33 protein-coding genes are annotated in these 25,321 nt (G+C 48.0%); 23 read left to right on the top strand and 10 right to left on the bottom strand.

Features of this window, described 5'->3' with window-relative positions:
- Positions 1 to 113 precede the first annotated feature (113 nt).
- The 5 genes from SIC18_RS00620 (at position 114) to SIC18_RS00600 (ending at position 2,444) form a co-directional block, all read left to right on the top strand.
- A complete protein-coding gene (locus tag SIC18_RS00620) occupies positions 114 to 458 on the top strand; it encodes a hypothetical protein (protein WP_048347249.1) in 345 nt (114 codons plus the stop codon).
- Between the two features lie 355 nt (positions 459 to 813).
- Positions 814 to 951, top strand: coding sequence for a hypothetical protein (locus SIC18_RS00615; protein WP_413429911.1), 138 nt, complete (start codon positions 814 to 816; stop codon positions 949 to 951).
- Between the two features lie 724 nt (positions 952 to 1,675).
- Positions 1,676 to 1,906 (top strand): hypothetical protein, encoded by a 231-nt coding sequence (locus SIC18_RS00610; RefSeq protein ID WP_413429910.1) that lies wholly within the window; start codon positions 1,676 to 1,678, stop codon positions 1,904 to 1,906.
- Entirely contained in the window at positions 1,903 to 2,097 is a 195-nt protein-coding gene (locus SIC18_RS00605; RefSeq protein ID WP_413429909.1) for a DUF3955 domain-containing protein, read from the top strand. Before SIC18_RS00610 ends, SIC18_RS00605 begins: the two co-directional genes overlap by 4 nt.
- Positions 2,094 to 2,444, top strand: coding sequence for a hypothetical protein (locus SIC18_RS00600; RefSeq protein WP_048346107.1), 351 nt, complete (start codon positions 2,094 to 2,096; stop codon positions 2,442 to 2,444). Before SIC18_RS00605 ends, SIC18_RS00600 begins: the two co-directional genes overlap by 4 nt.
- A gap of 16 nt (positions 2,445 to 2,460) precedes the next feature.
- Here the strand turns inward: SIC18_RS00600 and SIC18_RS00595 are convergent, their stop codons facing one another.
- Positions 2,461 to 2,661 carry a hypothetical protein gene (locus SIC18_RS00595; protein WP_048346108.1) on the bottom strand — a complete coding sequence of 67 codons (201 nt, stop codon included), beginning with the start codon at positions 2,659 to 2,661 and terminating at the stop codon, positions 2,461 to 2,463.
- 382 nt (positions 2,662 to 3,043) lie between these two features.
- Between SIC18_RS00595 and SIC18_RS00590 the strand changes: the two genes are divergently transcribed.
- The 5 genes from SIC18_RS00590 to SIC18_RS00570 all read left to right on the top strand — a co-directional run bounded on the left by SIC18_RS00590 (position 3,044) and on the right by SIC18_RS00570 (position 5,620).
- Positions 3,044 to 3,391 (top strand): hypothetical protein, encoded by a 348-nt coding sequence (locus tag SIC18_RS00590; RefSeq protein ID WP_157028528.1) that lies wholly within the window; start codon positions 3,044 to 3,046, stop codon positions 3,389 to 3,391.
- Positions 3,392 to 3,463: 72 nt separating this feature from the next.
- Positions 3,464 to 3,733, top strand: coding sequence for a DUF1651 domain-containing protein (locus SIC18_RS00585; RefSeq protein ID WP_048346111.1), 270 nt, complete (start codon positions 3,464 to 3,466; stop codon positions 3,731 to 3,733).
- Positions 3,734 to 3,801: 68 nt separating this feature from the next.
- Positions 3,802 to 4,080 (top strand): DUF3764 family protein, encoded by a 279-nt coding sequence (locus tag SIC18_RS00580; RefSeq protein ID WP_048346112.1) that lies wholly within the window; start codon positions 3,802 to 3,804, stop codon positions 4,078 to 4,080.
- Between the two features lie 136 nt (positions 4,081 to 4,216).
- The gene (locus SIC18_RS00575; RefSeq protein WP_413429908.1) at positions 4,217 to 5,272 is read left to right on the top strand and encodes a carbamoyl-phosphate synthase; all 1,056 of its coding nucleotides are present in this window, start codon (positions 4,217 to 4,219) and stop codon (positions 5,270 to 5,272) included.
- A 183-nt stretch (positions 5,273 to 5,455) separates the two neighbouring features.
- Complete coding sequence (locus tag SIC18_RS00570; RefSeq protein WP_413429907.1) at positions 5,456 to 5,620, top strand: hypothetical protein; 165 nt, start codon at positions 5,456 to 5,458, stop codon at positions 5,618 to 5,620.
- A gap of 540 nt (positions 5,621 to 6,160) precedes the next feature.
- On the opposite strand, the gene SIC18_RS00565 is transcribed toward SIC18_RS00570, so the two are convergent.
- The gene (locus SIC18_RS00565) at positions 6,161 to 6,436 is read right to left on the bottom strand and encodes a DUF3764 family protein (protein ID WP_186523546.1); all 276 of its coding nucleotides are present in this window, start codon (positions 6,434 to 6,436) and stop codon (positions 6,161 to 6,163) included.
- Between the two features lie 1,114 nt (positions 6,437 to 7,550).
- On the opposite strand from SIC18_RS00565, the gene SIC18_RS00560 reads away from it, so the two are divergent.
- Together SIC18_RS00560 and SIC18_RS00555 are read left to right on the top strand one after the other, a co-directional pair.
- A complete protein-coding gene (locus tag SIC18_RS00560; RefSeq protein WP_413429906.1) occupies positions 7,551 to 7,925 on the top strand; it encodes a hypothetical protein in 375 nt (124 codons plus the stop codon).
- A gap of 1,320 nt (positions 7,926 to 9,245) precedes the next feature.
- Entirely contained in the window at positions 9,246 to 10,535 is a 1,290-nt protein-coding gene (locus tag SIC18_RS00555; protein ID WP_413429905.1) for an FAD-dependent oxidoreductase, read from the top strand.
- 362 nt (positions 10,536 to 10,897) lie between these two features.
- On the opposite strand, the gene SIC18_RS00550 is transcribed toward SIC18_RS00555, so the two are convergent.
- The gene (locus tag SIC18_RS00550) at positions 10,898 to 11,101 is read right to left on the bottom strand and encodes a hypothetical protein (RefSeq protein ID WP_048347240.1); all 204 of its coding nucleotides are present in this window, start codon (positions 11,099 to 11,101) and stop codon (positions 10,898 to 10,900) included.
- 210 nt (positions 11,102 to 11,311) lie between these two features.
- Here SIC18_RS00550 and SIC18_RS00545 point away from each other — a divergent pair, with 210 nt between their 5' ends.
- The 3 genes from SIC18_RS00545 to SIC18_RS00535 all read left to right on the top strand — a co-directional run bounded on the left by SIC18_RS00545 (position 11,312) and on the right by SIC18_RS00535 (position 12,485).
- A complete protein-coding gene (locus tag SIC18_RS00545) occupies positions 11,312 to 11,497 on the top strand; it encodes a hypothetical protein (RefSeq protein ID WP_413429904.1) in 186 nt (61 codons plus the stop codon).
- Positions 11,498 to 11,770: 273 nt separating this feature from the next.
- Positions 11,771 to 12,139, top strand: coding sequence for a hypothetical protein (locus tag SIC18_RS00540; protein ID WP_413429903.1), 369 nt, complete (start codon positions 11,771 to 11,773; stop codon positions 12,137 to 12,139).
- A gap of 79 nt (positions 12,140 to 12,218) precedes the next feature.
- Positions 12,219 to 12,485: a hypothetical protein gene (locus SIC18_RS00535; protein ID WP_413429902.1), complete on the top strand. Its 267-nt coding sequence runs from the start codon at positions 12,219 to 12,221 to the stop codon at positions 12,483 to 12,485.
- Between the two features lie 159 nt (positions 12,486 to 12,644).
- Here SIC18_RS00535 and SIC18_RS00530 read toward each other — a convergent pair whose 3' ends face one another.
- Both SIC18_RS00530 and SIC18_RS00525 read right to left on the bottom strand, forming a co-directional pair.
- On the bottom strand, positions 12,645 to 12,947 hold the full coding sequence (locus SIC18_RS00530; RefSeq protein ID WP_413429901.1) for a hypothetical protein: 303 nt from the start codon (positions 12,945 to 12,947) through the stop codon (positions 12,645 to 12,647).
- A 122-nt stretch (positions 12,948 to 13,069) separates the two neighbouring features.
- Positions 13,070 to 13,465 (bottom strand): hypothetical protein, encoded by a 396-nt coding sequence (locus SIC18_RS00525; RefSeq protein WP_413429900.1) that lies wholly within the window; start codon positions 13,463 to 13,465, stop codon positions 13,070 to 13,072.
- Between the two features lie 351 nt (positions 13,466 to 13,816).
- Between SIC18_RS00525 and SIC18_RS00520 the strand changes: the two genes are divergently transcribed.
- The 4 genes from SIC18_RS00520 (at position 13,817) to SIC18_RS00505 (ending at position 16,151) form a co-directional block, all read left to right on the top strand.
- Positions 13,817 to 14,092 carry a hypothetical protein gene (locus SIC18_RS00520; protein ID WP_413429899.1) on the top strand — a complete coding sequence of 92 codons (276 nt, stop codon included), beginning with the start codon at positions 13,817 to 13,819 and terminating at the stop codon, positions 14,090 to 14,092.
- A 39-nt stretch (positions 14,093 to 14,131) separates the two neighbouring features.
- Positions 14,132 to 14,593: a cupin domain-containing protein gene (locus tag SIC18_RS00515; RefSeq protein WP_413429898.1), complete on the top strand. Its 462-nt coding sequence runs from the start codon at positions 14,132 to 14,134 to the stop codon at positions 14,591 to 14,593.
- Positions 14,594 to 14,748: 155 nt separating this feature from the next.
- Entirely contained in the window at positions 14,749 to 15,114 is a 366-nt protein-coding gene (locus SIC18_RS00510; protein WP_413429897.1) for a hypothetical protein, read from the top strand.
- A 407-nt stretch (positions 15,115 to 15,521) separates the two neighbouring features.
- Complete coding sequence (locus tag SIC18_RS00505; RefSeq protein ID WP_413429896.1) at positions 15,522 to 16,151, top strand: hypothetical protein; 630 nt, start codon at positions 15,522 to 15,524, stop codon at positions 16,149 to 16,151.
- Between the two features lie 332 nt (positions 16,152 to 16,483).
- Here SIC18_RS00505 and SIC18_RS00500 read toward each other — a convergent pair whose 3' ends face one another.
- The gene (locus SIC18_RS00500; protein ID WP_157028611.1) at positions 16,484 to 16,666 is read right to left on the bottom strand and encodes a hypothetical protein; all 183 of its coding nucleotides are present in this window, start codon (positions 16,664 to 16,666) and stop codon (positions 16,484 to 16,486) included.
- Positions 16,667 to 17,260: 594 nt separating this feature from the next.
- Positions 17,261 to 18,010, bottom strand: coding sequence for a sulfite exporter TauE/SafE family protein (locus SIC18_RS00495; protein ID WP_413429895.1), 750 nt, complete (start codon positions 18,008 to 18,010; stop codon positions 17,261 to 17,263).
- Positions 18,011 to 18,301: 291 nt separating this feature from the next.
- On the opposite strand from SIC18_RS00495, the gene SIC18_RS00490 reads away from it, so the two are divergent.
- Positions 18,302 to 19,009, top strand: coding sequence for an alpha/beta fold hydrolase (locus SIC18_RS00490; protein ID WP_413429894.1), 708 nt, complete (start codon positions 18,302 to 18,304; stop codon positions 19,007 to 19,009).
- Between the two features lie 299 nt (positions 19,010 to 19,308).
- Here the strand turns inward: SIC18_RS00490 and SIC18_RS00485 are convergent, their stop codons facing one another.
- Together SIC18_RS00485 and SIC18_RS00480 are read right to left on the bottom strand one after the other, a co-directional pair.
- Entirely contained in the window at positions 19,309 to 20,004 is a 696-nt protein-coding gene (locus SIC18_RS00485; RefSeq protein ID WP_413429893.1) for a hypothetical protein, read from the bottom strand.
- A 284-nt stretch (positions 20,005 to 20,288) separates the two neighbouring features.
- Complete coding sequence (locus SIC18_RS00480) at positions 20,289 to 21,368, bottom strand: hypothetical protein (protein ID WP_413429892.1); 1,080 nt, start codon at positions 21,366 to 21,368, stop codon at positions 20,289 to 20,291.
- Between the two features lie 1,951 nt (positions 21,369 to 23,319).
- Here SIC18_RS00480 and SIC18_RS00475 point away from each other — a divergent pair.
- From SIC18_RS00475 to SIC18_RS00465, 3 genes are all read left to right on the top strand, one after another.
- Positions 23,320 to 23,544, top strand: a complete 225-nt coding sequence (locus tag SIC18_RS00475; protein ID WP_048347226.1) for a hypothetical protein — start codon at positions 23,320 to 23,322, stop codon at positions 23,542 to 23,544.
- Positions 23,545 to 23,690: 146 nt separating this feature from the next.
- Positions 23,691 to 23,837, top strand: a complete 147-nt coding sequence (locus tag SIC18_RS00470) for a hypothetical protein (protein ID WP_413429891.1) — start codon at positions 23,691 to 23,693, stop codon at positions 23,835 to 23,837.
- Between the two features lie 217 nt (positions 23,838 to 24,054).
- Positions 24,055 to 24,387 (top strand): hypothetical protein, encoded by a 333-nt coding sequence (locus SIC18_RS00465; protein WP_413429890.1) that lies wholly within the window; start codon positions 24,055 to 24,057, stop codon positions 24,385 to 24,387.
- 464 nt (positions 24,388 to 24,851) lie between these two features.
- Here SIC18_RS00465 and SIC18_RS00460 read toward each other — a convergent pair whose 3' ends face one another.
- On the bottom strand, positions 24,852 to 25,028 hold the full coding sequence (locus SIC18_RS00460) for a hypothetical protein (protein WP_157028609.1): 177 nt from the start codon (positions 25,026 to 25,028) through the stop codon (positions 24,852 to 24,854).
- Positions 25,029 to 25,321 lie beyond the last annotated feature (293 nt).

Raw genomic sequence — 25,321 nt, 5'->3', positions numbered from 1 at the left:
GGTGTTTTGCTGCTTTTCGGCGACACTCTTGGTTTGATTTTATTGATATGGTTTGGTTTTGATGTTTTCTTGCTGGCCTCATATTCTTTCATGCAAATGCTGAGCCACTATCGTTGTTTGTTGCTGCGTTGCCAGGCTCGATAAAGTTCATTATTGGCTTTTTGTTTGTTTTTTATGGTGATTCCGTGAAGGTGGCCAAGGTGATTCGAGGGGAGGTCACTATTGGTTCTAGTCGCTGGCAAGTTTCCATGTCCAAAGCTTCTTCGTTGGTGGTTGGTGGTAATCAGTTAAACGTTCCTTATTCCTTAAGAGGGAAGCAGGCGTTCGTGCCGATTCAGCAGGGATCTATGAAGTGGTTTCAGTGCCTTTTTGATAGTCCTCTCAAGGTTTTGTGCAATAACTTGTTGCATCTGAGGATCGCTTGGTCGAGCATTGCTGCGCTCTTGATGCCAGAATGAAAAAGTCCGTTCTTGAACGGACTAGGTGGTCCACACCGGTGTTTCGGACAGCGGTTCGATTCCGCTCAGCTCCATTCTCCCTTCGGGGCTGCAATGGTTTCGACGGGGCATAAGGAGGGTGACTGAAGCCTGCTCGGTCAGAGCAAATCCCGTAACTGCGAACAACATCGTACGTTTCTCCCGTCAAGCAGCCCCTGTTGCTGCCTGACCCTTTTAAGGGAGATGGGGTGAAGTCAGCCTTATCACCCAAGTGACTCGTGGGGGTGGAATGCCCCCTTAAACCATTCCAGGACAAGGGCTTTGCTGCACTGAATTTGCTGCTTGATGCATTCAGGACAAATTTCAGGACAAATGCATGGGTACTTTGGCCGCGGCTTATCGGTCTGAGATCAGCGTTTTGGATTACGCGATCAACAGGCTTGATCAAAAGGACTACCGGCATCGTCTTTGGGCAACTCTTGCTGAGCTGGGCTTTGATCAAGCAAAAAGCTGAAAGCAGCCTTGAAACGCTGGGAGCTTCTTTCTTGGCTCATCGAGTAGAGGTTTTTGATCGGGTCAAGCAAGCGCACGCCCAGCTTTTAGAGGGTTACAGCTCCACTGCAGTGGTGACGCAGCTGGCGGAATTAAAGGTGCTTAGTCGCCGCACAGCGCAGAGAACTGTTCAACAGACTGATGGCTTGGCAGTTGGGTGTGAGTCTTTAACCCGCTTGGGAGAGCAGAACAGCAAAGCCGAGACTGCTCGCTGCAGCCGCTGCGAAAGCAAAAAGAGAGGGCCCAAAATGCGACTTCAAGCTCAAAGCATATGACTGCAGCTATGACGCATACCTTGTTGCAAATCCTGCAATGAACCAGTGGGCGGAATTGAACCCTGCTATGGCAGAGAAAGAGCGCGCTCGTCTTCAATCAATTGATTAATTCAATGTCGGGAAGCCTCAAGGCCGGACACACCCATAACAAAGGGGCAAAGGAGGGAGATGCCATCTGCAACCAAGTCAGCAATGGCTACACACCTGACGAAGAAGTGATTTACAAGAAGTCTTTCTTTTATCTCCTAAAAATGAGCTGAAAGGCAAAACTCTCAAACTACCCAACATCTATACAGCTTGCCAACAAAGCCAAGCACTAACAGTCAACAACAAACCAATTACAAACAGATGACTCGATTTATTCCTTCGCTTATGACTGCGGCTATAGCTCTAAGCATTACCTCACCAGCCATGGCTGAAATCAGCCCATCCAAATGCCGACTCATCAGGTACGGCGACACCAACGCAGTTGAAACCTTCAACTGCGACTTTCGCCAAGCATTTGGCAACGTCCAGGTCTGGAGTGATCGTTGGAACTTCGAGTTCCCCATCGCCGAGCAAGGCAAAAGCTTCATCCGCATTAACCGGATACCGCTCACCTTCACCCGTACTGGTCAGTACACGCTTGAGGTATCGCAATGACCCGCACCATCTGCGCATTCGCCGTCGGTTTCACACCGGCCGCCTGGATCGGCTGGGAGGCCAGCCCCAGTTATGTCGAGAAGGACGGCGTCCTGCGTGAACCATTCGCGCTGATTCCTCTCGGTGGAGCGGCGGCAATGACCACCGCTGCCACCGGTGTTTACCTGCTCATCAAGAAGGCACGCTCATGATCCGCACTACCCTCACCGCCATCACGTCTGCTGCAGCACTCTTTGCAGTGAGCGAGCCGCTTGATCCACCTGTCGCTCAAGCCGACACCGTCAGAGGCGCTCTCTGTGAGCTGTCACGCCATGACGACTCCATCCCGATGGAGGACTTCACCTGCTCCTTCACTCAGATGCAGGGCAACGTCTACATCGACAGCAACCGCTGGGCGTTCAAGTTTCCCTCTGCTGAGCAGGGCAAGACCTACGAGCGCCAGAACACCGAAGACTTCAAGCGTTTCACTCGTGAGGGGCAATACACGCTGACCGTCTACGAGTCAGGCAAGAAGCCATACGAGCCAGGCGGTTATTGATAGGCAGAACTGACCTCTAGGGCAGCCCTTGCATCCATAGGTCCACCGTCATTCGAGCCAACATCTGATGGCTCCATGAGTGCATCTGAGTAAGCAACAATCGCATCCCCGCGGCTACGGCTTCGGGGTTTTTGCTGTCCATCACAGATAGATAAACCTCCTCTGCACAATCCAGCTCAAAGATGCCTTGCAAGGCGACACGTTCAGCGTGGAGCATGTTTGTTGGTGAGTCTTCCCAAGGCTATTCAGAGCTGGCGATCACTTCCGACCAAGGATTTCACTCCACTCCAATGCATCAGGACCACCAGCAAAGCTGAAACTACCCACTGCAATAGACAAAAGAAAACCCCGCCAAAGGCAGGGTCTCTCGGCTTCTTTTTGGGCGTGTTGCCTAGTTTCCACTCCGTGAAGAAGCCCTCCTCACAGATGAATAATGCTTCAGAAATCCTACTGAGCAAGTCCCTTCGTATCAGTTGATTGACTGTTCTGCGGAATTTCCTCAACATGTGCTCGGCCAACTCCTCACAAGGTTTGGCTCCTCACACCCCCCGAAGAAGGCTTAGTCGCCTTCTTTTTTATGCCTTGACTCATCCTTTCGAGTGAATGAATGGGTCTCTACCCGTATGGGGGATGTGATTGCTGGGAGATGCGATTACTTTTTGGAAATGACCAGAACAGACGCACAAAAGGAACTTGAGCGAATCGAGCAGGAGCTGAATGCCAAAGCTGCTCCACCAGCAGATGAAAGCCGCATTGCAATGGTCAACCGAAAGCAGCCGCATTTGGATGCAGTGCTGATTGGCGTTATTGCTCTACTTGCTGCATCGTTCCTTCTTCCAATCATCAAGTCATTGAATAATGAAAATATCGATTCGCTTAGTGCTGGCACTCTCGGTGGTGCCATTGGGCTGGCAGTCGGCTATGGGATAGGTCGCATTCGAAAATGACTTCAGATGTAGACGGCGCAAAAGCGGTGGGAACGCCATTCACCCAATCAGCAATCTCGCCAAATTGCAGTGATGTGGCAGCAGCAGCCTGATTACGCCCGATACAAGGAGAAGCTCAACGGTGAGGGCTGGCTGGTCAACAGGCAAGAAGGGATGCTCTTGCAGATCAAGCCCGACACACCAACGCAACATGCACAGTTCGTTCTGGTGAGCTACTACCACTTGTCAGCTCGCATTGGGAAACCTGTTAGGCAGCAGCGGATGCTCAGACACCTAGGCATCGAGATGTGGATCAACCTTCAGAAGATTGGTTGGGAACGCTGCTTAGCTCCTCAGAACTGACTACCTGTTTGGCGAACTACTCCATAACTAAAAAAAATGTGTTGAAATTATCTAGCTGCTTTTATGAGATGACCGAAACAACTGTTCTGGACTTCAAGCTCAGCAATACATTCGAGGAATTTCGCACGCATATGAATGCGCCTGAGCAGCAGGCAATGTTTGCCCAAATGGGAGTTAAGACTTTTTATATCGGAGTCTCCAAGGACGATCCTGGTAGAGCAACAGTGATGTTTCAAGGACCTGAAAATGTCCTCTATGACATCTTTATAAATCCAGAAACCAAACCCGTTGTTGAAGCTTCAGGTCATATTTACGACGGCACGGTTATTACCCGTTGGCTTACTTGAGATGATTTAGAGATGCTGTCCCCGCCACGAGCGGGGTTTTTATTGCCTACTGAATATCAGCAAAGCTGAAACTGCCTACTGCATCTGGCATCACCAGCACAAGCGAGGCATCCTTCAGGCATCTAATTAACGCCCCATGCTGCGTCGTCTCTCCCTGGGGCTTTTGGCTTCTGCCATTTCTGTTGCTTCTCTACCTGCCATTGCGCAAGAGGGCAGTGCTGATGAGCTTGGTGTGATGAGCATCAGCCTTAAGGATGTGGTCAAGCCAACTCTTGGGTTTCAAGGGGCGTTGCAGGGTGCTGGCACGCCTAACCAAGCAGGTATTGGTGGCTTCCTTCCACTGTCTGTCGGCGACAACAGCGTCTGGTTTCTTGATGTCCTCGCTAACGCTAATTTCGCTGATTACGAGAACAACAGCAGCATCATTAACACCGATGTCGCTGGCACCACCATCTCAACCTCATCAAGGCTTGGTTACCGCTGGCTGAATGGTGACCGCAGTTGGATGTACGGGCTGAATGCTGGTTATGACAGCCGCCCAATGAATACAGGTGGAACCGATACCGGCATTCCGTTGTTTGGAACAGAAAAGAGTGCTTTCTTCCAGCAGGTGGCAGTCAATGCAGAAGCGGTCTCCAATGACTGGAACTTCAATGCCTATGCCTTACTTCCTATAGGTGATACCGAGCAAGATCTCAACTTCTTTTACCAAGGCGGTGCACTTAACACCTACGGGCTTGATGTTGGTTATTTCATCACGCCTGAGCTGAATGCTTCTGTTGGGTACTACTACCAAAATGGTGACCTTGGATCTGCTGATGGGTCTGGTGTGCTTGGAAGAGTTGCTTATGAAATCAGCAACGGATTAACAGCAGGAGTGAACATCTCCTACGACGAATCATTCGAGACCAGAGTTTCAGCTGATATTGAAGTTCGCTTTGGTGGACCAAGTACAACTGCAACCGCTAAAGAAGTTCCGAAACTGCCCGTAATCAATGCTTTAATAGCATCACCGAGCAACCGGGATATAAGAATTCATGACGATAACGAAACTTGCTTGGCTGGTTTAGCAGTACAAGCAGTGGAGCAAGTAGATGATGCTAAAGGCACTTTGCTGAACAATGTAGTTTTTCCCATTAGCTCAGCTATTGATCCTGCTAATTATGATATTTGCTTGAAAAAATACCCTTAATAAATAACAACTCCGGCCAATACTCGTTCAGCGGCAGCGATCAACTCCGACTCCCTGGCACGATTGAGCAGAAAATAGATAAAACGAGATCGCTAAAATAAGGGTGTCAGCTAGGGACATTGCAGCCTTACTTGACTGAGGCTTTCTGAAGCGGGGAATGCTTCAAGCAGTTGCCCTCAACCAATGCCCCTCGACACTCAGATGACGCTGGCTCTACTGCAGGAGCTGCTGATGGCACTCTGGGCTAATGCCGCTGATGGCTACAAGGCATGGCTTGCTCTAGGCATTGAGGAGCTTGGAAGGGATGTAGCTGGTAAGCCTCCTGTTCATGCTTTTGCTGTTGCTTAGGCAAAAGGTCACTGCTTTTTCCGGTCTTAACCTTTCATCTAGGCCCCCAAGCGACCGCTTGTATTTGCGCATTTGCACAAAAAAGTATTAGCGGACTAATGCAATAAATACTCGATCATGCTTATGCCGATTAATTTGAAAGTGAACCAATGTCAGTCAGGAGCTTGAGATGTTTGACGATCCAGCTGGTTTTGCATTGTGGGTAAACGATGCATCAGACTTTGATCTGAGTAGCACCTACCAAGAATGGTGCGCTGGAGATTTTGACTTGCTTGTAGGGGATCAAATCTTACTTATTAACAAATGTAAGGACAAGGGCATCAAACTTTTTACTCTGAAATAGCTATGCGTCAGGCTATTGTTTCTCCTGAAATCGATCGCTCAACTTCACCTCAGGTTGGTAGTTTTTGAATGATCTACAGCAGTAACCACCGCCGCCACATCAAAAAGACAGCTATCGTTAGATGAACGGCTGATAGCTGCCATTGCTAAAAAGGCTTAAATATTGCCGCCTTAACTTTCTAGGATTGAATAAAGTTTCTACTCTGCTGACCATGTAGAAACCTCTGCTGTCTCAAGCATGACGCCATGGCTTGCAATCCAATCTGCGTACTTAGCCATGAACTTCTCTGCGGCCCCCTCGGGATGCTGGTGAACAATCAAGACTTGACTGGGATCTGATTGGCTCACACCACGAAACAACGGCTGAATACCAAATTCTGAGTGGCGTTCTAGTGTTAGCTCAGAATCAAATTCTTTGACCCATTCGCTGAATGGAACATTAATCTTAACCTTGATTGTGCTTGTAGTTGTCATGTTAATGCAGATGGGTGTGTTCCTTCTTTCGACTCAAGCTTAGATCAAATCTGCATTCTGTCTAATAACTCAATCTCAATGTTGCATCTGTCTCCTTATGAATTGTTCGTATGATCCGTTGCTGAAAGCTCCCCAAGCATTTCATCCTTGAGCCTCATAGATCTGTCTAGCTGCTCGCATATTTATATTTGTACGCGGGTCAAAGAGCTGTTCGTTGTGATCTAAAGCGAACCGACCAGGGTTCCCATGCTGCCGATAACTCAGGCTTGATGTTCCCCTGGGTTTGCTAAGAGAAGCAGGCTAGGTGCTGTGATTCTCTTCCCTGCTCCTGAGTGATTGGTGTCAGCTCGAAGGCGACACGTGACTGGGCAGCATCCTGTCTACGCAGAAAGGGCATCAACGAGAGGACCATCTGCAAGCTGTTTGGTCACAGTCCCTCAAAGACATCGATCAATGGTGTCTATGGCTCGGGGGATCTTGAGACGATGAGGAGGGCGTTGGACCAGTTGGGATCAGTCATGACAGAAGACAAGAAAAAGCCACAAGCGAGGGGGCAAGTGGCTGCGAACGCATCATCGAACTGTCAAGTGCCATCCAATAAGTCAGTTGGATGGAATGAATATCGAATAAAAAGCCTTCCTCCATCAACAACTCACTCAGTCAAATCAACTAGAGCCCGCTCTCCAAACCCAAAAAGCACTGTTGAGGGGTTCTCTTTTGTCGAGACGGTGTTGCCAATGAGAGGGTTGACTGGACCAGTCAATGAATGAATCAAGAGGGGAGAGCTGAACCCAGCGCAAGCAACAGCACGTAAGCGGCTGAGAATGGCAATACAAATGCGCGTCGTATTGCTTTAAATGATTTCACTTTGCTAATGAGCCCATAGAAATAAAAACCGCCATGAATGGGGGGGGGAGCGAATTAGATCTGAATCTCTCCACGATTTACAAAACAGGATGACAAATGAATCGAATTAATGAGCAATTCATACAATCGTGGAATCGTGAGCGGTTGAATTCGCAATATGTTCATTTCACGTACATGCCTAGTAAAAAATAAACATACTGCTGGTGGTGCCCAGCTCATACTGCATGACTAATTCAAGCATGCAGTTATGGGTGCAATTGAGCTACTTTCTGGATTGGCGGGTTCAAGTTTAATTTTCTGGGTCGTCATAGGAGCCGTTGCGCACGCAAGGTGGATTCAAGATTTGCTAAACAATGAATCATCCAAAATCGATACTCAAAATCTAGCGATAGAGCAACACGGATACGTCTCTGTTAAGCCATCGAAAGGAAAATTTTATGCCAAACGTGGTTTTGTCTTTGGTTATTGGGATCGTGAGCCTGAGCCAAATGAATTAGCGATTGAAGTTTGGGATAGCCCGAAAATCTTTGATCTAGCTGGTATTAATCTGATTCTATTCACCTCTGTTTTTGTTTTAATTGTAGTGTCAAAAGGTCTCTTCAGCATTGCGGGAATGGGTTGATATTGTGCTGTGAAGGTGGGTATTGGCAAAAAAGTTGAAACGTTTGAGGATGATTGGGCCTGTTCCGGATTTCTTCTCCTATCTCACGCCATTCGCCACTCTCTTCGTCGGCATGCTTTTACTGCTATGGCGGATTGAGAAAGGTGCCACATTTTTAGATCGCCCCTTTTTTTGATCGTGATGTTTGCTTTATCGCCCAAGGGATCCACGACTGAACTCGCTGTTTCAGGTCTCAAATGTGGATGTCGGGTGAATCTCTTGGGGCAATGCAAATGAAATAACGCAGGTCTTGCGGTCATTGGATCGATTGCTTTGAACCACTGACTTCGGGGAGGTTTAGGTAATTATTCCTACAAAAAAATTCGTGAGGCTGCGTGACAGTCTCCGCATCCAAGGAGGTGGTCCTTGGTGATGCGTCGCAGAAGAGGGTGGTCTGGGAAGCCGCCCTTTTTTTTGAGCAGCACAACAGCGCCAATTGCTCGGGGAGGAACCCGCTGAAAACGCTGGCGGTCGCTTAGGCGTTTGCCAGGTTTGCGAAGGCCGACATGACCATGATCGCGATGATCACAGTGCCGCCAAAGAAAGCGATATTTGGGGAGTGGTTCATTTGCAGATCCTTAGCAAGCGGACACTAGCCAGCTGGCTTTACAAACCGTTACGAGGGTATTAAGTTAGTTGAAGCGACCTTTGAGCAGGATCCGCAAAGGAAAGGCCTCCGCGCAAGGGGGCCTTTTTCATGGCGACAGGCCAATGGCAGCCGAAGACAGGCGATACCTGTGTGCGGTGATGCCGTTGAGCCATAAAAAAGAACGGACGCCCGCCCCTGCAGCCGACCGTTCAACATAGGATGCCTCCCAACATCCTGACCCTCGCCAATACAAGCGTGTGAGTGCGTCTCTGTCCCTAGTGATACATACTCATCTTCGTTCAAGGGCATAAAAAACAGAGGGGTTTAATCCTCTGTCTTGGTGGTGTGAGTTTGAACCACTGCTCCCCAGCGTTGGCTCACTTTCAAGATGGCTCGGGTGATTGTTCGCTGACCTTGAACCCGCAGTTAGACGCAATCCCGCAAATCTTTAACGACGGTTTGACGGTCATAAAAATGGGAGGGTGCTAACTCCTCCCAAGGTGTCTTGCTTTCGACGTCTCAATTTTCACTTGCTTAGAACGCATTGCGCCTGAGTGAAGGCTGAGAGGGTCTTGCCAAATATGTCTCGGCAGATGGATGCAGCATTGAATCAACGGATGACCTGAGCAATTGGCAAAATTCCACCGCAAGCTTTTCGGCTCATGATGCAGTTGTGAGTTGATCGATTTGGCATGGGTCACAACGTCATCGAGCATCGCATTGCTCATTGCTGCGTTGTGGGGGGCGGGCCTGCCGGACTGATGTTTGCTCTTTTGTTGGCTCGACAGGGGATCAAGGTCACGGTGTTGGAGTCGCAGCTCGACTTCGATCGCGATTTCCGTGGAGACACGATTCACCCCGCGATTCTTGAGGCCCTCGATCAGATCGGCCTGGCTGATCGTGTTCTTGAGATTCCACATGGCCGAATGGAGATGGCCCAGCTGTGTTCTGAGGGAATCGTTACCAATTTTGCCGATTTTCGTCGCCTGAACACGCGCTACCCGTTTGTCGCGGTGCTTCCGCAAGTTGAGTTTCTTCAATGCATCGCTGGGGAGGCCAGCCGCTATTCCGGTTTCGAGCTGGTCATGGGGGCTCGGGTCGAGGAACTCATTCAGGAGAGAGGCTCCACTCATGGAGTGCGCTACAGGGATCGGCAGCATGCACTGCATGAGGTTCGTGCCACTCTCACGGTGGGAGCAGATGGGCGATTTTCCAAGGTTCGCAGTCTCTGCGGTGCTGAATTGCAGAGAACCTCACCACCGATGGATGTGCTTTGGTTTCGTGTGCCTCGCAGGTCAGACGATCCCCATGATCAGTTCCGTTTCCATGTTGGCGGAGGGCATTTGGTTGTGCTTCTGGAACGTGCCCAGGAGTGGCAGGTGGGTTATGTGCTCTTAAAAGGACAGTTTGCGGCCACTAAGGCCGCTGGGCTTGACGCCTTCCGCACGGATCTGAGTCGCCACGTGCCTTGGCTTGCAGATCGGGTGCATGTGCTGCAGACCTGGAAACAGATTGTGGTTTTATCCGTTGAATCCAGTTTCGTGAAGACGTGGCATCAGCCAGGGCTTCTGCTGATCGGCGATGCTGCCCATGTGATGTCCCCAATCGGAGGGGTAGGAATCAATGTGGCGATTCAGGATGCGATCTCGGCTGCAAATCTGCTGACAGAACCGCTGAGACGGGAATCCATCGGCTTAGATCAGTTGGCGACTGTGCAATTGCAGCGGGAGGGGGCCGTTCACACGATTCAGGGGTTCCAGACCATGGTTCAGAACCGCATCATTAAGAACGCTCTCAACGGTGCCGAACCCTTCAGGTTGTCTTTGCTGCTTCGCATCTTGCTCAAATTCCCAGTTGTGCGGAATGTGCCAGCGCGGATGATCGCCTTTGGAAGCAGTCCATCAAGAATTGCCGAAAACTTGATTCACGACCACTGCACGGTTGAGCCATCCACAAACAGCTCAGCCACGATGCGGCCATAGCGGCGGTCTACCGTGATGCGTCTGATGGCTGATCCGGTGTTGCTGCGACAGGTGTCGCCGCCGTAGCAGGAGGCAATCAAAACAGAGGCAAGGGAGGCGATGACATTTGACTTGTAAGCACCATATTTAGTACTTTCTCGTCACCTTCAGGCACCATATTTAGCGTTTTCCGAATAGCTCTTCCCAGGTGATTAATTCTGGTTGCTGTTTGGTTGTTTTGGACATGTTGGGTCTTGAAGCTGAGTGCCCCCTCTCGGTGGGCAATGTTTTTCGATTCATTGAAAAAAACAGTTATCTGTTCTCGCGCAGTGGGCTCTTTGTCAAGCTCTTTGGCGTAATCCATTATTAACACAATCGCTCGGTCAAACATCGATCGCGTTGGGGTTACCGCCTACAAGTTCATCCAGAGGCTCTTTGAGTGAAAACGCGACGACAAGCAAAACACCACTGCAGCGTTGAATGATCTGATGATTGCTGGACACCAAGATCCATGGAGGCAGGCTCAGTGGTTCCAGTAGGGGCAGAACCTGACCAACACTTGCAAGCTCTGGGCACCTACTGGGCAAGCTTGAGGCAAGTCAGGTCAATCCAATGAGCAAGACAACAAGTCGAAGAAAGACTTGGCTGTGGGTTGGATGCGGACTCTTTGGTGCTGCAACTGGTCAAACAGGACAGTGGTACTGGTTAATAGGTGCTTCGGTTTGTGCATTCCTTGCAATGAAGAGCGGCTGAATGCAAAAGCTGCGCCACCCGCAGAAGAAAGTCGCATTGCAAGAGTGAATCGCAAGCAGCCGCATTTAGATGCAGTACTGATAGGCGTTGTTGCACTGGTTGCTGCTTCTTTTCTGCTCCCAATGATCAAATTTCTCAATAATGACAATATCGATTCGCTGAGCGCTGGCACTCTTTCCGGCGCCTTTGGGTTGGTAGTCGGTTACGGGATAGGTCGTATTAAACAATGAACTCAGGCAAAAGGGCCTTGCTCAGTGGAATTTCTGAGGGATGATTGATTCGTGAGGAGGGCTTCTTCACGGAGTGGAAACTAGGCAACACGCCTAACAAGAAGCCACGAACCCCTGCCTTCGGCGGGGGTTTTCTTTGTTTGTGGCGTTTACAGTCGTCCCTGTGCTGGCCGGTGGTCGCGATCAGCAGTTGCTACGGCGGCGATACATACCCAGGTCTATTGGCGATACGCCAATCAGTGGCCATGGACTAGATGACTCATAACCACAACAATGATCCGCACCACATTCACTGGCATTGCATCAGCTGCTGCGCTCTTCGCAGTTAGTGAGCCATTTGATCCGCCAGTCGCCATGGCTGATAGCACCAAGGCCTATTGCACCCTGGCTTGGCATGAAGAGACCGTCAAAAGAATGCACATGGCTGTGCCAATGATCGAGGGCCCTTGCACCTTCAGTCAGTACCAAGGAAACGTTTACGTGGACGACTTCAACTATTACAAGTTCGCCTTCTCAGCTGCTGAGCAGGGCAAGACCTACCAGCGCGATAACAAGTCAGAGCGCATCTCCTTCACTCGAGAGGGTCAATACACCCTGAACGTGTTCTGGCAGAAGCCAGCCCGTGAGCCAGGTGGTTATTGATCATTGCTAATTAATGCCTATGCCTGTTGTTCGTGTAGTCCAGCAAAGGCTTAATCAGCGTTCTTTAAGCATCACATCAATGGCAACTAAACAAAAAATCCGCGCTGTTTTCGCTGATCCACAAGTTGACGGCATGGAGGCGCTTTATCAATGCATCGGGGAGCTTCTGAAGGATGGTGCCGAATTCGACAAGGCCTATTCCTTGGTCATCGCTGCAGGCGATACACCAGCCAATACCTGGATCAGGTTTTGTGTGCAATGCGCTACACGGTTTGATGATCCACCAGAGGAATCAGAATTTCTTGCGGTGTTAGAAGAGTTTTGCCGTCAATACGCTGAAGCTTGATTCGATCTGATGTCAACAATCATTCAGTTCACTTGATCAGTCGACCAATCTCACCCGGCTGTGCTGCATCACAAGTTTAAGAGCAGTCAACCTTCATTTCAAGTAATCCTCTAAGCCAGAGCACGTCTTTAGTTTTTCATGCCATCTCATCAGTTTGCGTCAGGCCATTGCTTTTGAGAAGATATATCCAATCACAACAACCGAAGAGAGATAGGCGAAAAACAAAATAGTAAACATTGGTGTATTGATATTCAGCGACATAAGGATAGCTAGGTCATCGAGCGCGAAAGGTGTTGGACTATCTTCAATCAAGTGTGCAGAAATACCAAGCAAACAACGAATCATTCCTCTTGCATCGATCAGCTTTACTGGTTGGTGGCGAAAGAAGCTTGATTTTTTGTCGTTACTTACGGTTCCGTTTCTAAGCCTTTGCGTTGATCCAGGATGAGGTCGATTATCCACCTTCATCTCCGGACCAGCTATTCACTCGCTCCGCTTCGAGTGGGTTTTTGTATTGCAGACTCAGCCGTCTAACTAAAACAATTCCAATAATCTTGTCTAGGCGGCAGGCCACCTCTCAACTCTTATCCGTCGTCACCACCATCAAGACCCATGGCTTTGAGCCTGAGGCTTATGCGGTCGTTTTCTTCAATGGCTTTATTTGATCCCTTTGTCGCTCCATCCACGGCAATTTTGCCACCAGTCTTGAACACCAGCTCTTTGCACATCTCATCAAAGACATCTGCTGCTTCTGGATGCCGCTTAAAATAGTCCGCAAGCCATCGGTTGACCTCGTCCGGCAACTCGACATCACCTATCAGTTTTTTATCAAGGACGGCTCTGGCAAACGAGACTGATGGCTCCTCTTCTGGCGTCTCAGCCTCAGCGATCACCCTGACCTTCAGTTCAAAGGTCTTGTCAACCTCCCAGAAGTCAACACCTGGGTAAGCATCTTCCAAAAATGAGGCTTCGAGTTTCATCGCTCTACTTTCGGCGCTTAGTCGGCTTTTTAGGGATGAATAGATAGACACAGGTCTTACCAAACAAGACCGATGCCTTCAAAGCACATTCTGCCGCTTGGCCTCGCGAGGCTAAGAGATGAGCTGTGTCAAGAGAGCTGCGGAAACCAATCCCCCGAAGAACAGGAATGTCGGCACCAAAGCTGGCCAAGCCGCTATCTGAGTCTGATCTGACATCAGTTCTTGGTGTAAAAAAATAAAGGTAAACGGTTCGGCTATCGCGGCGTGGGATGACGTGATCGTGCGTGGGTCTTCTTTGTTGGCTGACGCGTCTTTGAGTTGTGTCGCCTCTGTTGGCAGCTCATTGGGCGGTTGGAGGATGGCGAGGACATTCGGCTCTTGGGCAAGGGCAACAAGCCCCGCATCATCCGCGTCAGCTTCGCAACGCTGGAGCTATTCGAGTCATTGGGCCGCACCGGTGCCGCCGTGCCAGCGCCACCCATGCGATCAGAAGAGGTGTCGGTGTCTTCACGTTTCAAGCAATCCTCGGACAGAGTTCATCTGGGACGACAGGTCATGACGTTGCTGCTGAGCTTGGCCACAGTTCTTCTTTGCGGCTGGGTTAATGCCCAGTTCTGTCGTAAGTAAAGTTGCGATGAATTGAGCCAAACAGTTATGAGACATGGCATGTCTATGAAGCGCCTATGTGCATTGGGCACAATCGCTTTGGCAATAGTTGCTTGCAGTCCTGACAAGAAAATTGATCCTTCCGCAACGTCAGTCAAGCCAGTCATTCAGGAAGTTTTCAAAAGCTCTCAAACGCTGAATGGAACTCCTATCAAGTACCCAGATGGTAAGCCTGAGTTGCGCCTTTACCGTGTTGAAATTCCTGCTGGTGGAACAATTCCCCTTCATACGCATTCCGCGCCCATGATGGTTTATGTGCAAGGTGTCGAGTCTGGTTCTTTGCTCAATACCCGGGTAAAGCCAGATGGAAGTGAGATTAAAACTGTTTTTAAGCCAGGTGAGGCTTTTGTGGAAGGTGCTAATGAGCCTCACTTTGTTGAGAATGTAGGCGAAAAGCCAACAGTTATTTGGGTCACAGTTGCTTCTGTTGAAGGTATGCCTACGACACAGTTCATTGATTAATCAAAGCTGAAATTGCTAGATGCAGCAGGGTTACTGGAACCCTGTGAGCAAAATCACGCAAGCTATTGATTGTTATCAATGCAATAAACGATTAGCCCGGCGATGGTGAATGCAAGGAGGCGAAAGCCTCCAACATTTAACAACATCTCAAGCAAATGAATTCATCATTATTGGCAACAAAAACAGCACTTGGCTTTTTATTGCTTATCATGACGGCTGATTTCTCTAGTCTTGCAAGTGCCCAAACAAGACGTCTTACCCCTAGGCCAAGTAGAGGAAATGCATTAAGCGTTGGCGTTATTAAAAATGCCAATCATGTAGCGCGCACACGTGACTACGCGGAATGCACACCTGCAGGCAGCAGCCGATGTGATGAGTTTGTCACACTCTGCGAGAATGACGATGGTGGAGTTGGCTCAACCCCAAACGGAGGGGTATTTTGTGAAGTCGATGAAGCATCGTCTTCGAGTCGCCCTCTTTCAAGATTTGCTAAATTTAAAAATAAAACATCTAGTCATTAGATTAGAGAGTGAAGAACAATCGCTTCTTTTAATTCACTGGAGCCTTCGTCGGATCATTAGTATTTTGTGAAGAAGATTTTAGCGACCCCGCCACGAGCGGGGTTTTTTATCAGCGAGAAATGCTTTAAGCGTCTGCCCTCAACCAATAACCCTTAACACTCAGATGATGCTGGCTCTCCTGCTAAAGCTGTTGATGGCACTAAGAGCTAATCAAGTAGATAGAAAAAGACTTGCCTCATGCTCGCCATTGAAGAGCTTGGAATGGATGCCGTTACAGAGGTCGAATCTGAGTGGATGGTGATTTATTGGTTGAATTGGAGAGGGGCAGGCTGATGGCGTGGCAGCTGGGCGTGAGCTTCTACTCCTTTGGGGGGGGGGATAGAGCAGCGGAGCAGCCATGACTCACCATGTTGATCGTCTTAAAAAATGGTCTTTGTTTAGTGACTCTTTTGCCAGTCATGGCTATAAAAAAGGTCTGCATTGTGCTGATGATGAAAAGAGCGACTCTTCTTGCTTTTCTTGCTGCTTCATTCGGTTTTTTACCTGTAGCTCACGCCGAATCAGCTAAGCGTCTTCTGAATACCCTGCCTTCGTCTTTACAGAAAAACTCTCAAACCATATTTAGTGCCAATACGGTTGGACAACTTTCGCTCAATAGTCAATATAAGAAAACAACGTTAGAGAGCCTTTTGTCGATGATTCGTGCCGACCTTACAAAAGCAGGATATTGCGAAGAACCTATTCGAACTAATGTAACCCGTGGAACATTTTCGGCCACATGGGCTCCCCCAAAAGGAACAATCGTAGATGGCACACCAAAAGGAAAATATGCAGTACTTGCAACTCAAGCTGTAATGCTTGATCCCTCAACAATCAATCTAAATACTAGTTTCCGTGATGTACTGGCTGGAGATCAAGCTGTCACCACAAGCTGTTATCAGGATTCATCCAAGAAAACAGGCAATCCAAGTCAAGGATCCAATAGTCCTGCCAAGACTGCACCATCCAAACCTTCTATTAATATCAAGCTTTTTTGATTTTTTAAGAGGTTGATATAATTCCAATCAATATCAACCTCCCAGTTCGAATATCTATTGACATGCCCACGAGTGGGGATTTTGTTGAAAGTGGGGGGTCGCTTCAGTAGTCGTCGCCTATTGATGACATTCAGGCTCTTTGTTGATTTCATCGTGCCAGTTGTCTTCGGGAAGCACAAAAATCAATAGGGAGACCACTGCCTTGTGTATTAATCAATGGTTAATCGTTTAGGACCTTTTCTCATCCTGTAAGTATGAGATAGGTGAACTATCAAGGATATAATAATCAGTCTTCCTTCTTTTACCAGAACTAGTAGATTGTAGCTATCCAATCAATTCACATACCAGTTATTAGCTGTGCTCGGCAGATTTTTAGTGACTTTGGCTTTCTCGGCAGGAGTCATTTCAGACCAAAGCTTGTAGGTGCAATCCAGTGCACCTCGGTCCTTCAGTGCTTCTTGATAGCAAGCTGATAGCTCTGCAAACTCTTTCGCACGTACGACAGGAACGGTCATGCGGTTTGTCCAATAGCCACTCATGTCTTAAAAGCCAGCGCTATCAATAGTTATAGCAACTAGGAAGAATTTGGGTCACAAGCTCGGTATTGACCTATCGGATCGCAGCGTAGTCCACATCAGCCATTTGACAGAGGTTGCGGATGCTGGGATCCGTGACCCATCCACCAATCCCGGTCTTGAGCCTCGTCCGACAGATCGTCGATCTCACGATCACCCTCATCCGCGGTCTAGGTGCTTAGACCTGTTACCACTGTGGTGGAAGAATCCATGTCATCGTCTGAACCGCAGCGAGCACAATCAGCTGTCTCCATGAAGAACCCAGCGATCTTGCTCTCAACCTCAACACTCTCATTCACGGACTGCGCCAATCGTTTCGCCGTTTGCCCTAAGCATTGCTTTCAGAAATTAAGTTAACCCCCTACTGCCTCCGGCTAATGGCCGACGATAGCGGCCTGCAAGGGCTGCTTCAATCAACATTAGAAGTGTTCTGTATTTTAAGAAATGATGTTCTGAAACCCCATGATTGCTTTCAACGGCTTCAAATTTTCTAGTCGGTTGAATAGTGATTTGTCCACAGATTGGATGCATTGATTACAATGCGACCATTACAGTTAATTCAAGGATTACTATCCCGACTAATAGCAAATACACCCATCGCTTAATCCATGGCTGAATGGCAATTCTGGCTGCCCACCATGAGCCAGCAGAGCTCCCGATGGCCAGAATGATTCCAGGAGCCCATGCAATTTGCCCCTGCAAAAAAAAGATTGGTATGGACAGCATACAGGCTATTAATAAGAATACGGCCTTGATTGGATTGGCTTGAGTGACATCCATTGACCCAAGCATTACCAATGCAAGTATCATGTATGTGGCAGAATCTAGAACTATAAATCCGGTCCAAAATCCAACTAAAGCAAGAGCAGGAGTTATGTAAAGACTTTCTGGCTTTTGATTTGTACTGGTTTTGTTGATAAAACGTTTAGAGCCAATGACAAGAACAACCAATGCAAGCCCTATCGCAACATTGATGACCATTTGGATTTTATTGTCATTCAGTTGAGTTGCAAAGCCAGCCCCGAGAATTGCACCTGCTGCAAGGGGGATTGATAGTCTAAATGTTTTCTTCCAAGGGATAGATCTAGTCTGCTGAAAACTCAACACAGCTGACAATGACCCTAACAAAACTGATAACCTGTTAGTTCCATTAGCGATTCCAGGTGGAATCCCCAATAAAATTAAGAGTGGCAGAGTAATAGCTGACCCACTGCTCGCAAGGGTGTTCAGCGCTCCAGCAATGGCACCACCTGCCAATAGTGAAATCATCGCCAAGATACTCATGATGCCAACGTAGTGGTGTCCTCCTATTGATTAGCAAAATCAGTCGTTTTTGGCTAATTCGCAGCGATCAATTCCATCTTCATTGTGTTGCTCCGTAGTGCTTGACATTGCTCGTCGAATGCCTGGTACGATTAAGCTCACAATTTTAGCCGCATCAATGTGCATTAGCTCTTATTATGTACCATAGAGATGCAGCACTTTGGAAGTTATCTGCTGGCATGGGTATCACAATAGTCTTTTTTATAGGATTGAATTGAGATGGTCTCGTGCGACTCTGAATTAATAGCGCTAATGCTGCCTGGATTTGGCTGTGATCTTGATTCTATGTTGGAATTAGATAATGCTCTAAATGGTCATCCTTGCATTAAGCATACGAAGCGCATGATATTCACGACAGAAACCTCATTAGAAGAAATGGTTCACAAAATCGAGAATAAATTTCAGGATTCAGAACTTCTTTTGGTTGGTTTTTCAATGGGAGGCTGGGTTGCACAGGCAGTGGCAAGTCGGTTGAGATCTAACCTTAAGGGCATGATTTTGATTTCTTCATGGACAGAGGCGCCTACTCAATATCTTGAGATCATCAAAAGTCTTCGCAAAAAAATTCAGTCTGGTCAAACATTGGATTCACTAAGATCAATTGTGGCTGAAGGATTTGTGCGTCAGCAAACACAAGATGCTATGGCTGATCGCTGGGTTTCAATGGTTAATCGTGTAGGTCCTGAGATCTTCCTTAGGCAAACTAATGCCATCCTTGAAAATCCAAATGTAAGTCACTGTATACCTGATATTCAATGCCCTTCACTTGCGATTGCGGGGGCCTTAGATAAACTACTAACTCCAGTTGATCAATTTAAATTATTGGAAGACCAGGCCATATTCCAAACAGTGATTCTCGAATCATGTGGGCATAATTTGATTTGGGAACGACCACTAATGGTTTCCAATTTCGTTAATGATTGGCTATGCCTAAACTTTGAGTCTGTAGATCAGGTTTAACACTAATGTCTCTTACGGATGCCAATTAGCTCTTCTTAAACTTGGCGCAACTTGATGCCAATCTTCTCAAATTTGGGCGGGCAAGGAAACTTGTATTTAGCTCCTGCCGGTGTCATGGACGGCAGTCGTCATTCGGCTAGCTAGCCGCTATCTCAGACGGCCAGATTAACCAATGGCATCAGTGAGTGGCCACCCACAAAGCAAAGAGCGGGGCTTGTTAGAGCAATTCATAAACTTTATTCTGCATTGTTTCTCTTCAGTGCTCTTGGCTTCTGCCATTGCTCAAGAAGGCAGAGGAGTTAATTGCATCGCCAGATTCCATCCGTAAATTTAATTCCTGAACCTTGCTCGGAGCAGCCAGTTTTAATTGCAGCTGGATCAAATTGAGTTGATTGATTAACTTGCTTTTTGTCACTGCAATACCACCCTGCACCTAACGAGCCTTCGCTTGAAAATCCTGGAGTGCTAGAGCAACCCTTGTGGATGTATGCCTTCTCTAGGCATTCCCAGCTTTTGCTATCCGCTACATAGCCGACATAGTTTTTGTCGCTTGTACAGCCCTTGCGAATATTGCATTTATCAAAACTAGTATTTGTATTGACGGGTTTTCCGTCTTTGCAATACCAACCCACTCCCATGCTGTTGTCCGTATTGTTGCTATATCCAGCACCAGCTTTGCAGTCAGTATGTATGAAGCATGGGTCGTAATTCCCATCTACAGATGAGTTGTTGGAGTTAGAGTTGTCGTCATTTGAGTCCGAACTCGAGTTGTTGTTGTTCGAGTCAGAGTTGTCGTCATTCGAACCCGAATTTGAGTTATCGTCATTCGAACTCGAATTTGAGTTGTCGTTGTTCGAGTTTGAGTACGAATTATCGTTGTTTATGTTTGAGTCTGAATTGTCATCTTTGATTTCAAGCCTAGGCTTCCCTCCTCCAAGCTTTAAATCAATTCCAATTTCGGCAGAAGCCCTGGGGCTTGCTGTGAAGCTGAACATGCCAAGAACCAAGCAGGCTGCTAAAGGAATCGATCGCATTGAGCTAACCAAGATTTTGACGATAGTTTACCTATTTTATAGGCGCATAATGGAACAGTTAGGAGAAAATGCGTCTTGAGATGATTTGTATTAATCGATATGGCAAAATAAAGGTTTGAACGTTCAAGCGTGCTTTAACAAAAAAGTCAATGATCAATTATGGGGAGGGGGCTATTTAAATGTAAAAATCTCTTGGGTTATTTCTTTCTCTAGGAATCTGGACTTAATTGCTATCTGATTTTATTTTACCAAGGGCTTCCGTATGGCTCTATGGTCCATTGGCCTAATGATCTCATTGTCATGCTGTTGTTGTCTAAGGTATAGCCTCTGACGTCAAGATATTTCTTGCCGTTGTCTGTTATGAGATTCATCCAATAAAGATTCATTTGTGGTGGCCAATATGGGTCCAGTAATGATTTGTTTCCAGTACTTTTTATCTTGTCTTCGACCTCACCAGGGGCCCCGCTTTCATTGTCCCAGTAGCACTTGACGCCGGCAGTATTGGTTTGCGTAAACAAGCCATTAGTCGCATCTCCTTCGCCTTGCCTGGCTCCTCCTTTGTCGATTCCTGTGCATACCCAAGGAAATGTCATCATATAAAGAACTGGCCCTTTGCTGTTAGGAAAAGGATTTCGAACGGAGGTAACTGCATTCTCTGCACGTTGAGACCAACCTCCTGTTGCCGCCGATGTAAAATTACTCAAATCGATTTGAGTTGAACCATTTCCCCATTGCCACATGCCAGCTTCGTAATTCTCGTAAATTTTGCCAGTCCCTGGATGCTTGAACTTACATTGTCTGCGGTTGGAGTTTGGCTCGTTTGTTCGCGAAGCCACTTGGTCGATCCTGATTGCTGGTCCACCCTTTTCACCTTGGCACCAGACTGTTGATTGGTCTTTTGCCCAGCCGTAAAAACGCTCTAAGAACAGAACATCACCTTTGCAATCTGGCATAATGCCGGCTCCATCGCAGCCGTGAAACACCCAATAACTAGTGTCTTTATGACCATCACCCCTTTGATACATCCAGGCCTGAGATTGATATGGTCCGCCAGCTATATCTTTGACCGTAGGTGACATACAAAAATTATTTTTTTTGTTGGGGTTTCCGACTCCGCTTTGATTGTTAAAGCTCCATGGCTTGTAAGCAAATGGCGAGCAACTCATTTGATCAATAACATTCCCTGCGGTGTTACCGCCGCCACACCAAGCCTGCCTCCCTTCGTTATTGCAGTATTCAGCATGAGCTGGAGCAGCCAGCGAAATCGCTCCAGCGCCACATGCAAGCAAGGCAAGAGTCAATATCTTGCGCAATTGGTAGGGCATTTGAAGCTCTTGGTTATTTTAAGATTACTCAGGTCTGGGCTGTTCGCTATCTAGGTAAATGATTTATTCATAGTTGATTAAAGTTGCTTGGAGGAATTCGTGTACTGCAAGCCTCGATAACATTAATGGCAAAGTGATATGGCGACTTCTATTTCTTCTTTGGGGCTCGCCGTCAGTCCCCAGTGGTTGCTCCATCTGGTCAGCGTGCATTTGCTCAAATACAGCCCCTTGGATCGGAGCTCCATCGCTGTAATGCCGCTAATGGGGGTCGAATTTCAGTTGTCCTGTCTTGCTTCCTTCAAAGGTTGTCCCATAGGTCTGTCAAATCCCAAGGTTTTCGTACTTCCTTTTGTTTGGTGAGTTGAGTTGCTGTTCAATGCGCTGCTGCGGAGCACTATGTTGAGCCATAAAAAGACCCCGTAGGGCAGATGCCTAACGGGGTGGGTGATGGGGAACTATAAGAATGGAATGTATTAAATCATTGTCAATAAAGAACACAGTTGAACGCATTTCCGCCAAACCACTCAAACACAAAAAAGCAGAGGTTCTCCAGTCCTCCGCCTTGGTGTGTGAGGTTGAACCACTGCTCCCCAGCGTTGGCTCCTTTTCAAGATGGCTCCATGACTGGTTTGCTGACCTTCGAAGAGCAGTTTGCCGCAAGACCTCAAACCCTCCATGCGCCGGACCCTCAGTTCGCTGGTACGGCTTGACTCGCTAAACGGGGCAGCAATCAATTCCCACAGCCGTTTCTTCATCAGTGCCCTTCAACCGATCTGAGGTCAGCAAGCCTCTGCAGGAGGTGTCCTGGCACCAATATTGATTGTGTCCTTCTCCTTTCCACTAGACCTTTTCAGCGCGTGGATCCAGAGCAGATCGTTGTCTTCAATCCACTCCAACAACGAGACAGAGCCCCAGCGCAACAAACCAAGAGGAAGGCCGCCCTTCCGAGTGGAAAGACGGCCTAACTCGCTCGTTTATGCATGGATCAACCCATCACTACGGAAAAGATGAGGGGTCGAAGCATCTGGCTAGAGGCGTCCTGGGGCCATTTGCTCTAGGTGTTGGGTCTGTTTCTCCTAGGGCACCTAGGGCGGTGCAAGCGGAGCGTCGATGGCGTGACGTATCTGATGTGTACCTACCAATCGACCAACCCAGGTCATTGTTGAGACTGTTGGAGCAGGGGCCAGAAAGTCAGTCTGCTTCTGCGATCTGCGCTGGTGGAGTGTCGACTGTCATTAGCTCCTCCGATCTCGATGCACACATTTTCTATCCGTTGAACGCTTCTTGCCATCGGTCAAATCGCGCATTGCCTTCCATGGCAAAACCACCAATAGTGGGAATGGTGTGCTCAAGCTCGGTTGTAGAGCACGACTGATGCGACATCGATGCATCGCGATATGGCTGGCGGTCTAGATGCTTTTCGGGGCTTTGGCCCTCACCGCGGAGCTGCACCAAAACCACCTGCGACTAGATCAGGCTGGCTTGTTTAGGCGCCCCCGAGCTTGTTCATCGATGGGACAAACGTTCAGCAGGCAAGTGTCGGAAGCGGCCAAGCCGAGATCTTTCGGCACTGCGCTTATTCTTGTTTTTGCCCCTTTTATGCACCATATTAAGTGCCTTCTTGATACCTTCGGCCCCCATATATAGCGTTTGCTAGGAAGATCTTTCTTGCTCGTTAATTCTGATTGCTTTGTGGTTGCCGTGTACACATTTGGTCTCGAAGCTACGGTGCCCCGACCTCTAAGCAGTGTTTTTCAGTGCATTGAAAAAACGATTATCTGTTCTCGCGCAGTGGGCTCTTTATCGGGCTCTTTGGCGTGATCCCTTGGTCACACAACCGATAGATCAAACGTCGATTACTTGAGAACTGTGTCCTCATTTCCGTTTGGGATCTCAAGGGGCAATGAGATGTTGTTCATATCAGTTAAGGCGGGCGATGGTTTGATTGAACTTGAAGCCGTCAGTTCATGCCGATCACCTCATTCCAGCTGATTGCATCAGTCCCATCCTTGATCAAGCGATGCGGCTGTTAATTGCTCTGGTTCCGCTTCCAATGTTTCCGGTAGACGCCCAAGTGATCGGACCATTGCCGCGGATCTCAGCCATGGTTCCTGATCCAGTTCTTGTCGACTTCCCGGCCGGTCTGGCCCTCGATCGGAGCTCTGATTGGGATTGAGTTCGGTTGTTTCGCCAGCCCTGATTCGGTTCCTACTCTCTGCGATACAAGAACTTGCCGTATTGTTAAAAGACGTTGGTCCCCCAAAAGGGACGCAGTTCGATCTCAAGCAAGCAACGGGGTTTGAGGCGCTGTCGTTCGTTCCCATGAATACCCTCCTTCTGATCAAAGAAAAAGAGCTGAAGTCACAACGCCTTCATGATGCTCAGCGGAGTTTTGCTGCCCATTCAGAGGGCATCGATTACACGTCTGCTCATCTGTCACCAGCCAAGCTTGCTTCACGTGCAAGCTGAGCATTAGCTGAATTAGTTGCAACGCTAACCCCCGCAGGTGCGGGGTTTTTTATGACCTACTGACTTGCCAGTAAAGCTAGAACTGCCCAATGCAGCCAGCTACAGGAACCCTGTGAGCGAAATCACAGCCACTGTTGAGCCAGGTTATCGAGTGAACTGCTGAATTCGGAGATGGTGAGTTCACCGGAGGCGAAAGCTTCCACCACCCCCTAAATCCATGAAAACGCCAAAGCTAAGCGGAATTGCTGTTGCAGTGACATCTGTTTGTGTGATTACAAGTACAACATTTGCAAATGCTCAATCCATCCAAAAAGTGACCAATCCTTCGGCTTGTGCCAGTAAAATTCTTAATCGTGGAGCCGTCTCTAATAAACCTCACAAAGCTGTCAAAGAAGCCTATGCTTTGTGGAACAATCTTGCGAAAGAAAAGGGTTATAAAAACTTTAAGGCGGCCAAGAATCCCAAGGTGATGCTCACATATCTTCCCCTTTACAAGCCCACTGGGAAAAGTGCATGGAAAGGAAACGTACTGGCTTTCCCCTGTAAATAAATCTCTTAGTTGTGATATTCAGTGCAGGCAGCTTCCTGTGCTCCTTGTGGGTGTTGTCTATCTTTCGGTCTGTCCTCCATGGTCTTAGCCTTCCTGGTGAAATCATCATGCCCCGCCTCGAGCGGGTTTTTGTTGAGATCCCAGGATTTAGCAGGGCTGACTAACAATAGGCTAACTAGCATTCGGTTAAGCCTTCATTTAGAGAATGACTCAGTTGGTTTCAGTTTCTTCTGTCAAGTTAGCTTTAGGATGTCAACATTAATCTTTGCTGTACTGTTTAATCCTTTCGATCTGTTCTGGTGCCCCGTTTTCGTCAAGGTTTCTGAGTTCTGGTCTTCAATGAGAGCCATCTTTGGGCCGGGTTTTAGTTGTTCGTTCAATTGGTTTAATGTTATCTGTATTATGTCTAGATCCACTCGTTATGGGCATCGGTCATGCTCTTATTGATCGCTATATGCTTGAAATCAGAGAAAGAAAGCACCGATTAACAAGCCAATGATTAGCCCCTTGGCCCATACAAGAGCTGCCATCTGATAGTTGCCTAGTCCAAGCTTGCTTTGAATCCAGTAGTAAGCGTCTCTATCCGCGAAGACAGTGGCGCGAATGGGCTTAACAATCCAGTTCTTGATGCTCTTGTTCACTGAACCTCAATTAATGTACATATTCGAATTGTCCTCAAGTCATAGCCAATGTCAATGCAATTGACTCAAAGCTTCTTGCCTCTCGTTCAAGTTCCTCAGCCTGCAGATCCCATCCCGTGATCCGACCCATGCGTTCACGCGTCTGGCTCTTCATCACCGCTCACAAAGAAAGGCTCACGAGCACCTGGGGCATCGTTGCCAGTAGAGAATGCTGATCAGGGAACAGTCAATATTGACGAGGATGGGACTTTGTCGATCAGAGAAAGTGATTGGCAAGGGTATGTCGGGCAATG

Origin of the sequence: Synechococcus sp. Cu2B8-bc1011, assembly GCF_047302735.1 — a bacterium.
In the GTDB taxonomy this organism is placed as follows: domain Bacteria; phylum Cyanobacteriota; class Cyanobacteriia; order PCC-6307; family Cyanobiaceae; genus Synechococcus_C.
This window is presented reverse-complemented; position numbering and strand designations above follow the sequence as displayed.

What these genes read in the sequence shown, in the direction of transcription:
- SIC18_RS00615 (WP_413429911.1), top strand. Translation starts at nt 814, where the DNA reads ATGGGTACTTTGGCCGCGGCTTATCGGTCTGAGATCAGCGTTTTGGAT.
- SIC18_RS00610 (WP_413429910.1), top strand. Translation starts at nt 1,676, where the DNA reads ATGGCTGAAATCAGCCCATCCAAATGCCGACTCATCAGGTACGGCGAC.
- SIC18_RS00605 (WP_413429909.1), top strand. Translation starts at nt 1,903, where the DNA reads ATGACCCGCACCATCTGCGCATTCGCCGTCGGTTTCACACCGGCCGCC.
- SIC18_RS00600 (WP_048346107.1), top strand. Translation starts at nt 2,094, where the DNA reads ATGATCCGCACTACCCTCACCGCCATCACGTCTGCTGCAGCACTCTTT.
- SIC18_RS00595 (WP_048346108.1), bottom strand. Translation starts at nt 2,661, where the DNA reads ATGCTCCACGCTGAACGTGTCGCCTTGCAAGGCATCTTTGAGCTGGAT.
- SIC18_RS00585 (WP_048346111.1), top strand. Translation starts at nt 3,464, where the DNA reads ATGTGGCAGCAGCAGCCTGATTACGCCCGATACAAGGAGAAGCTCAAC.
- SIC18_RS00580 (WP_048346112.1), top strand. Translation starts at nt 3,802, where the DNA reads ATGACCGAAACAACTGTTCTGGACTTCAAGCTCAGCAATACATTCGAG.
- SIC18_RS00575 (WP_413429908.1), top strand. Translation starts at nt 4,217, where the DNA reads ATGCTGCGTCGTCTCTCCCTGGGGCTTTTGGCTTCTGCCATTTCTGTT.
- SIC18_RS00570 (WP_413429907.1), top strand. Translation starts at nt 5,456, where the DNA reads ATGCCCCTCGACACTCAGATGACGCTGGCTCTACTGCAGGAGCTGCTG.
- SIC18_RS00565 (WP_186523546.1), bottom strand. Translation starts at nt 6,436, where the DNA reads ATGACAACTACAAGCACAATCAAGGTTAAGATTAATGTTCCATTCAGC.
- SIC18_RS00560 (WP_413429906.1), top strand. Translation starts at nt 7,551, where the DNA reads ATGGGTGCAATTGAGCTACTTTCTGGATTGGCGGGTTCAAGTTTAATT.
- SIC18_RS00555 (WP_413429905.1), top strand. Translation starts at nt 9,246, where the DNA reads ATGGGTCACAACGTCATCGAGCATCGCATTGCTCATTGCTGCGTTGTG.
- SIC18_RS00540 (WP_413429903.1), top strand. Translation starts at nt 11,771, where the DNA reads ATGATCCGCACCACATTCACTGGCATTGCATCAGCTGCTGCGCTCTTC.
- SIC18_RS00535 (WP_413429902.1), top strand. Translation starts at nt 12,219, where the DNA reads ATGGCAACTAAACAAAAAATCCGCGCTGTTTTCGCTGATCCACAAGTT.
- SIC18_RS00525 (WP_413429900.1), bottom strand. Translation starts at nt 13,465, where the DNA reads ATGAAACTCGAAGCCTCATTTTTGGAAGATGCTTACCCAGGTGTTGAC.
- SIC18_RS00515 (WP_413429898.1), top strand. Translation starts at nt 14,132, where the DNA reads ATGTCTATGAAGCGCCTATGTGCATTGGGCACAATCGCTTTGGCAATA.
- SIC18_RS00510 (WP_413429897.1), top strand. Translation starts at nt 14,749, where the DNA reads ATGAATTCATCATTATTGGCAACAAAAACAGCACTTGGCTTTTTATTG.
- SIC18_RS00505 (WP_413429896.1), top strand. Translation starts at nt 15,522, where the DNA reads ATGTTGATCGTCTTAAAAAATGGTCTTTGTTTAGTGACTCTTTTGCCA.
- SIC18_RS00500 (WP_157028611.1), bottom strand. Translation starts at nt 16,666, where the DNA reads ATGACCGTTCCTGTCGTACGTGCGAAAGAGTTTGCAGAGCTATCAGCT.
- SIC18_RS00495 (WP_413429895.1), bottom strand. Translation starts at nt 18,010, where the DNA reads ATGAGTATCTTGGCGATGATTTCACTATTGGCAGGTGGTGCCATTGCT.
- SIC18_RS00490 (WP_413429894.1), top strand. Translation starts at nt 18,302, where the DNA reads ATGCTGCCTGGATTTGGCTGTGATCTTGATTCTATGTTGGAATTAGAT.
- SIC18_RS00485 (WP_413429893.1), bottom strand. Translation starts at nt 20,004, where the DNA reads ATGTTCAGCTTCACAGCAAGCCCCAGGGCTTCTGCCGAAATTGGAATT.
- SIC18_RS00480 (WP_413429892.1), bottom strand. Translation starts at nt 21,368, where the DNA reads ATGCCCTACCAATTGCGCAAGATATTGACTCTTGCCTTGCTTGCATGT.
- SIC18_RS00470 (WP_413429891.1), top strand. Translation starts at nt 23,691, where the DNA reads ATGAATACCCTCCTTCTGATCAAAGAAAAAGAGCTGAAGTCACAACGC.
- SIC18_RS00465 (WP_413429890.1), top strand. Translation starts at nt 24,055, where the DNA reads ATGAAAACGCCAAAGCTAAGCGGAATTGCTGTTGCAGTGACATCTGTT.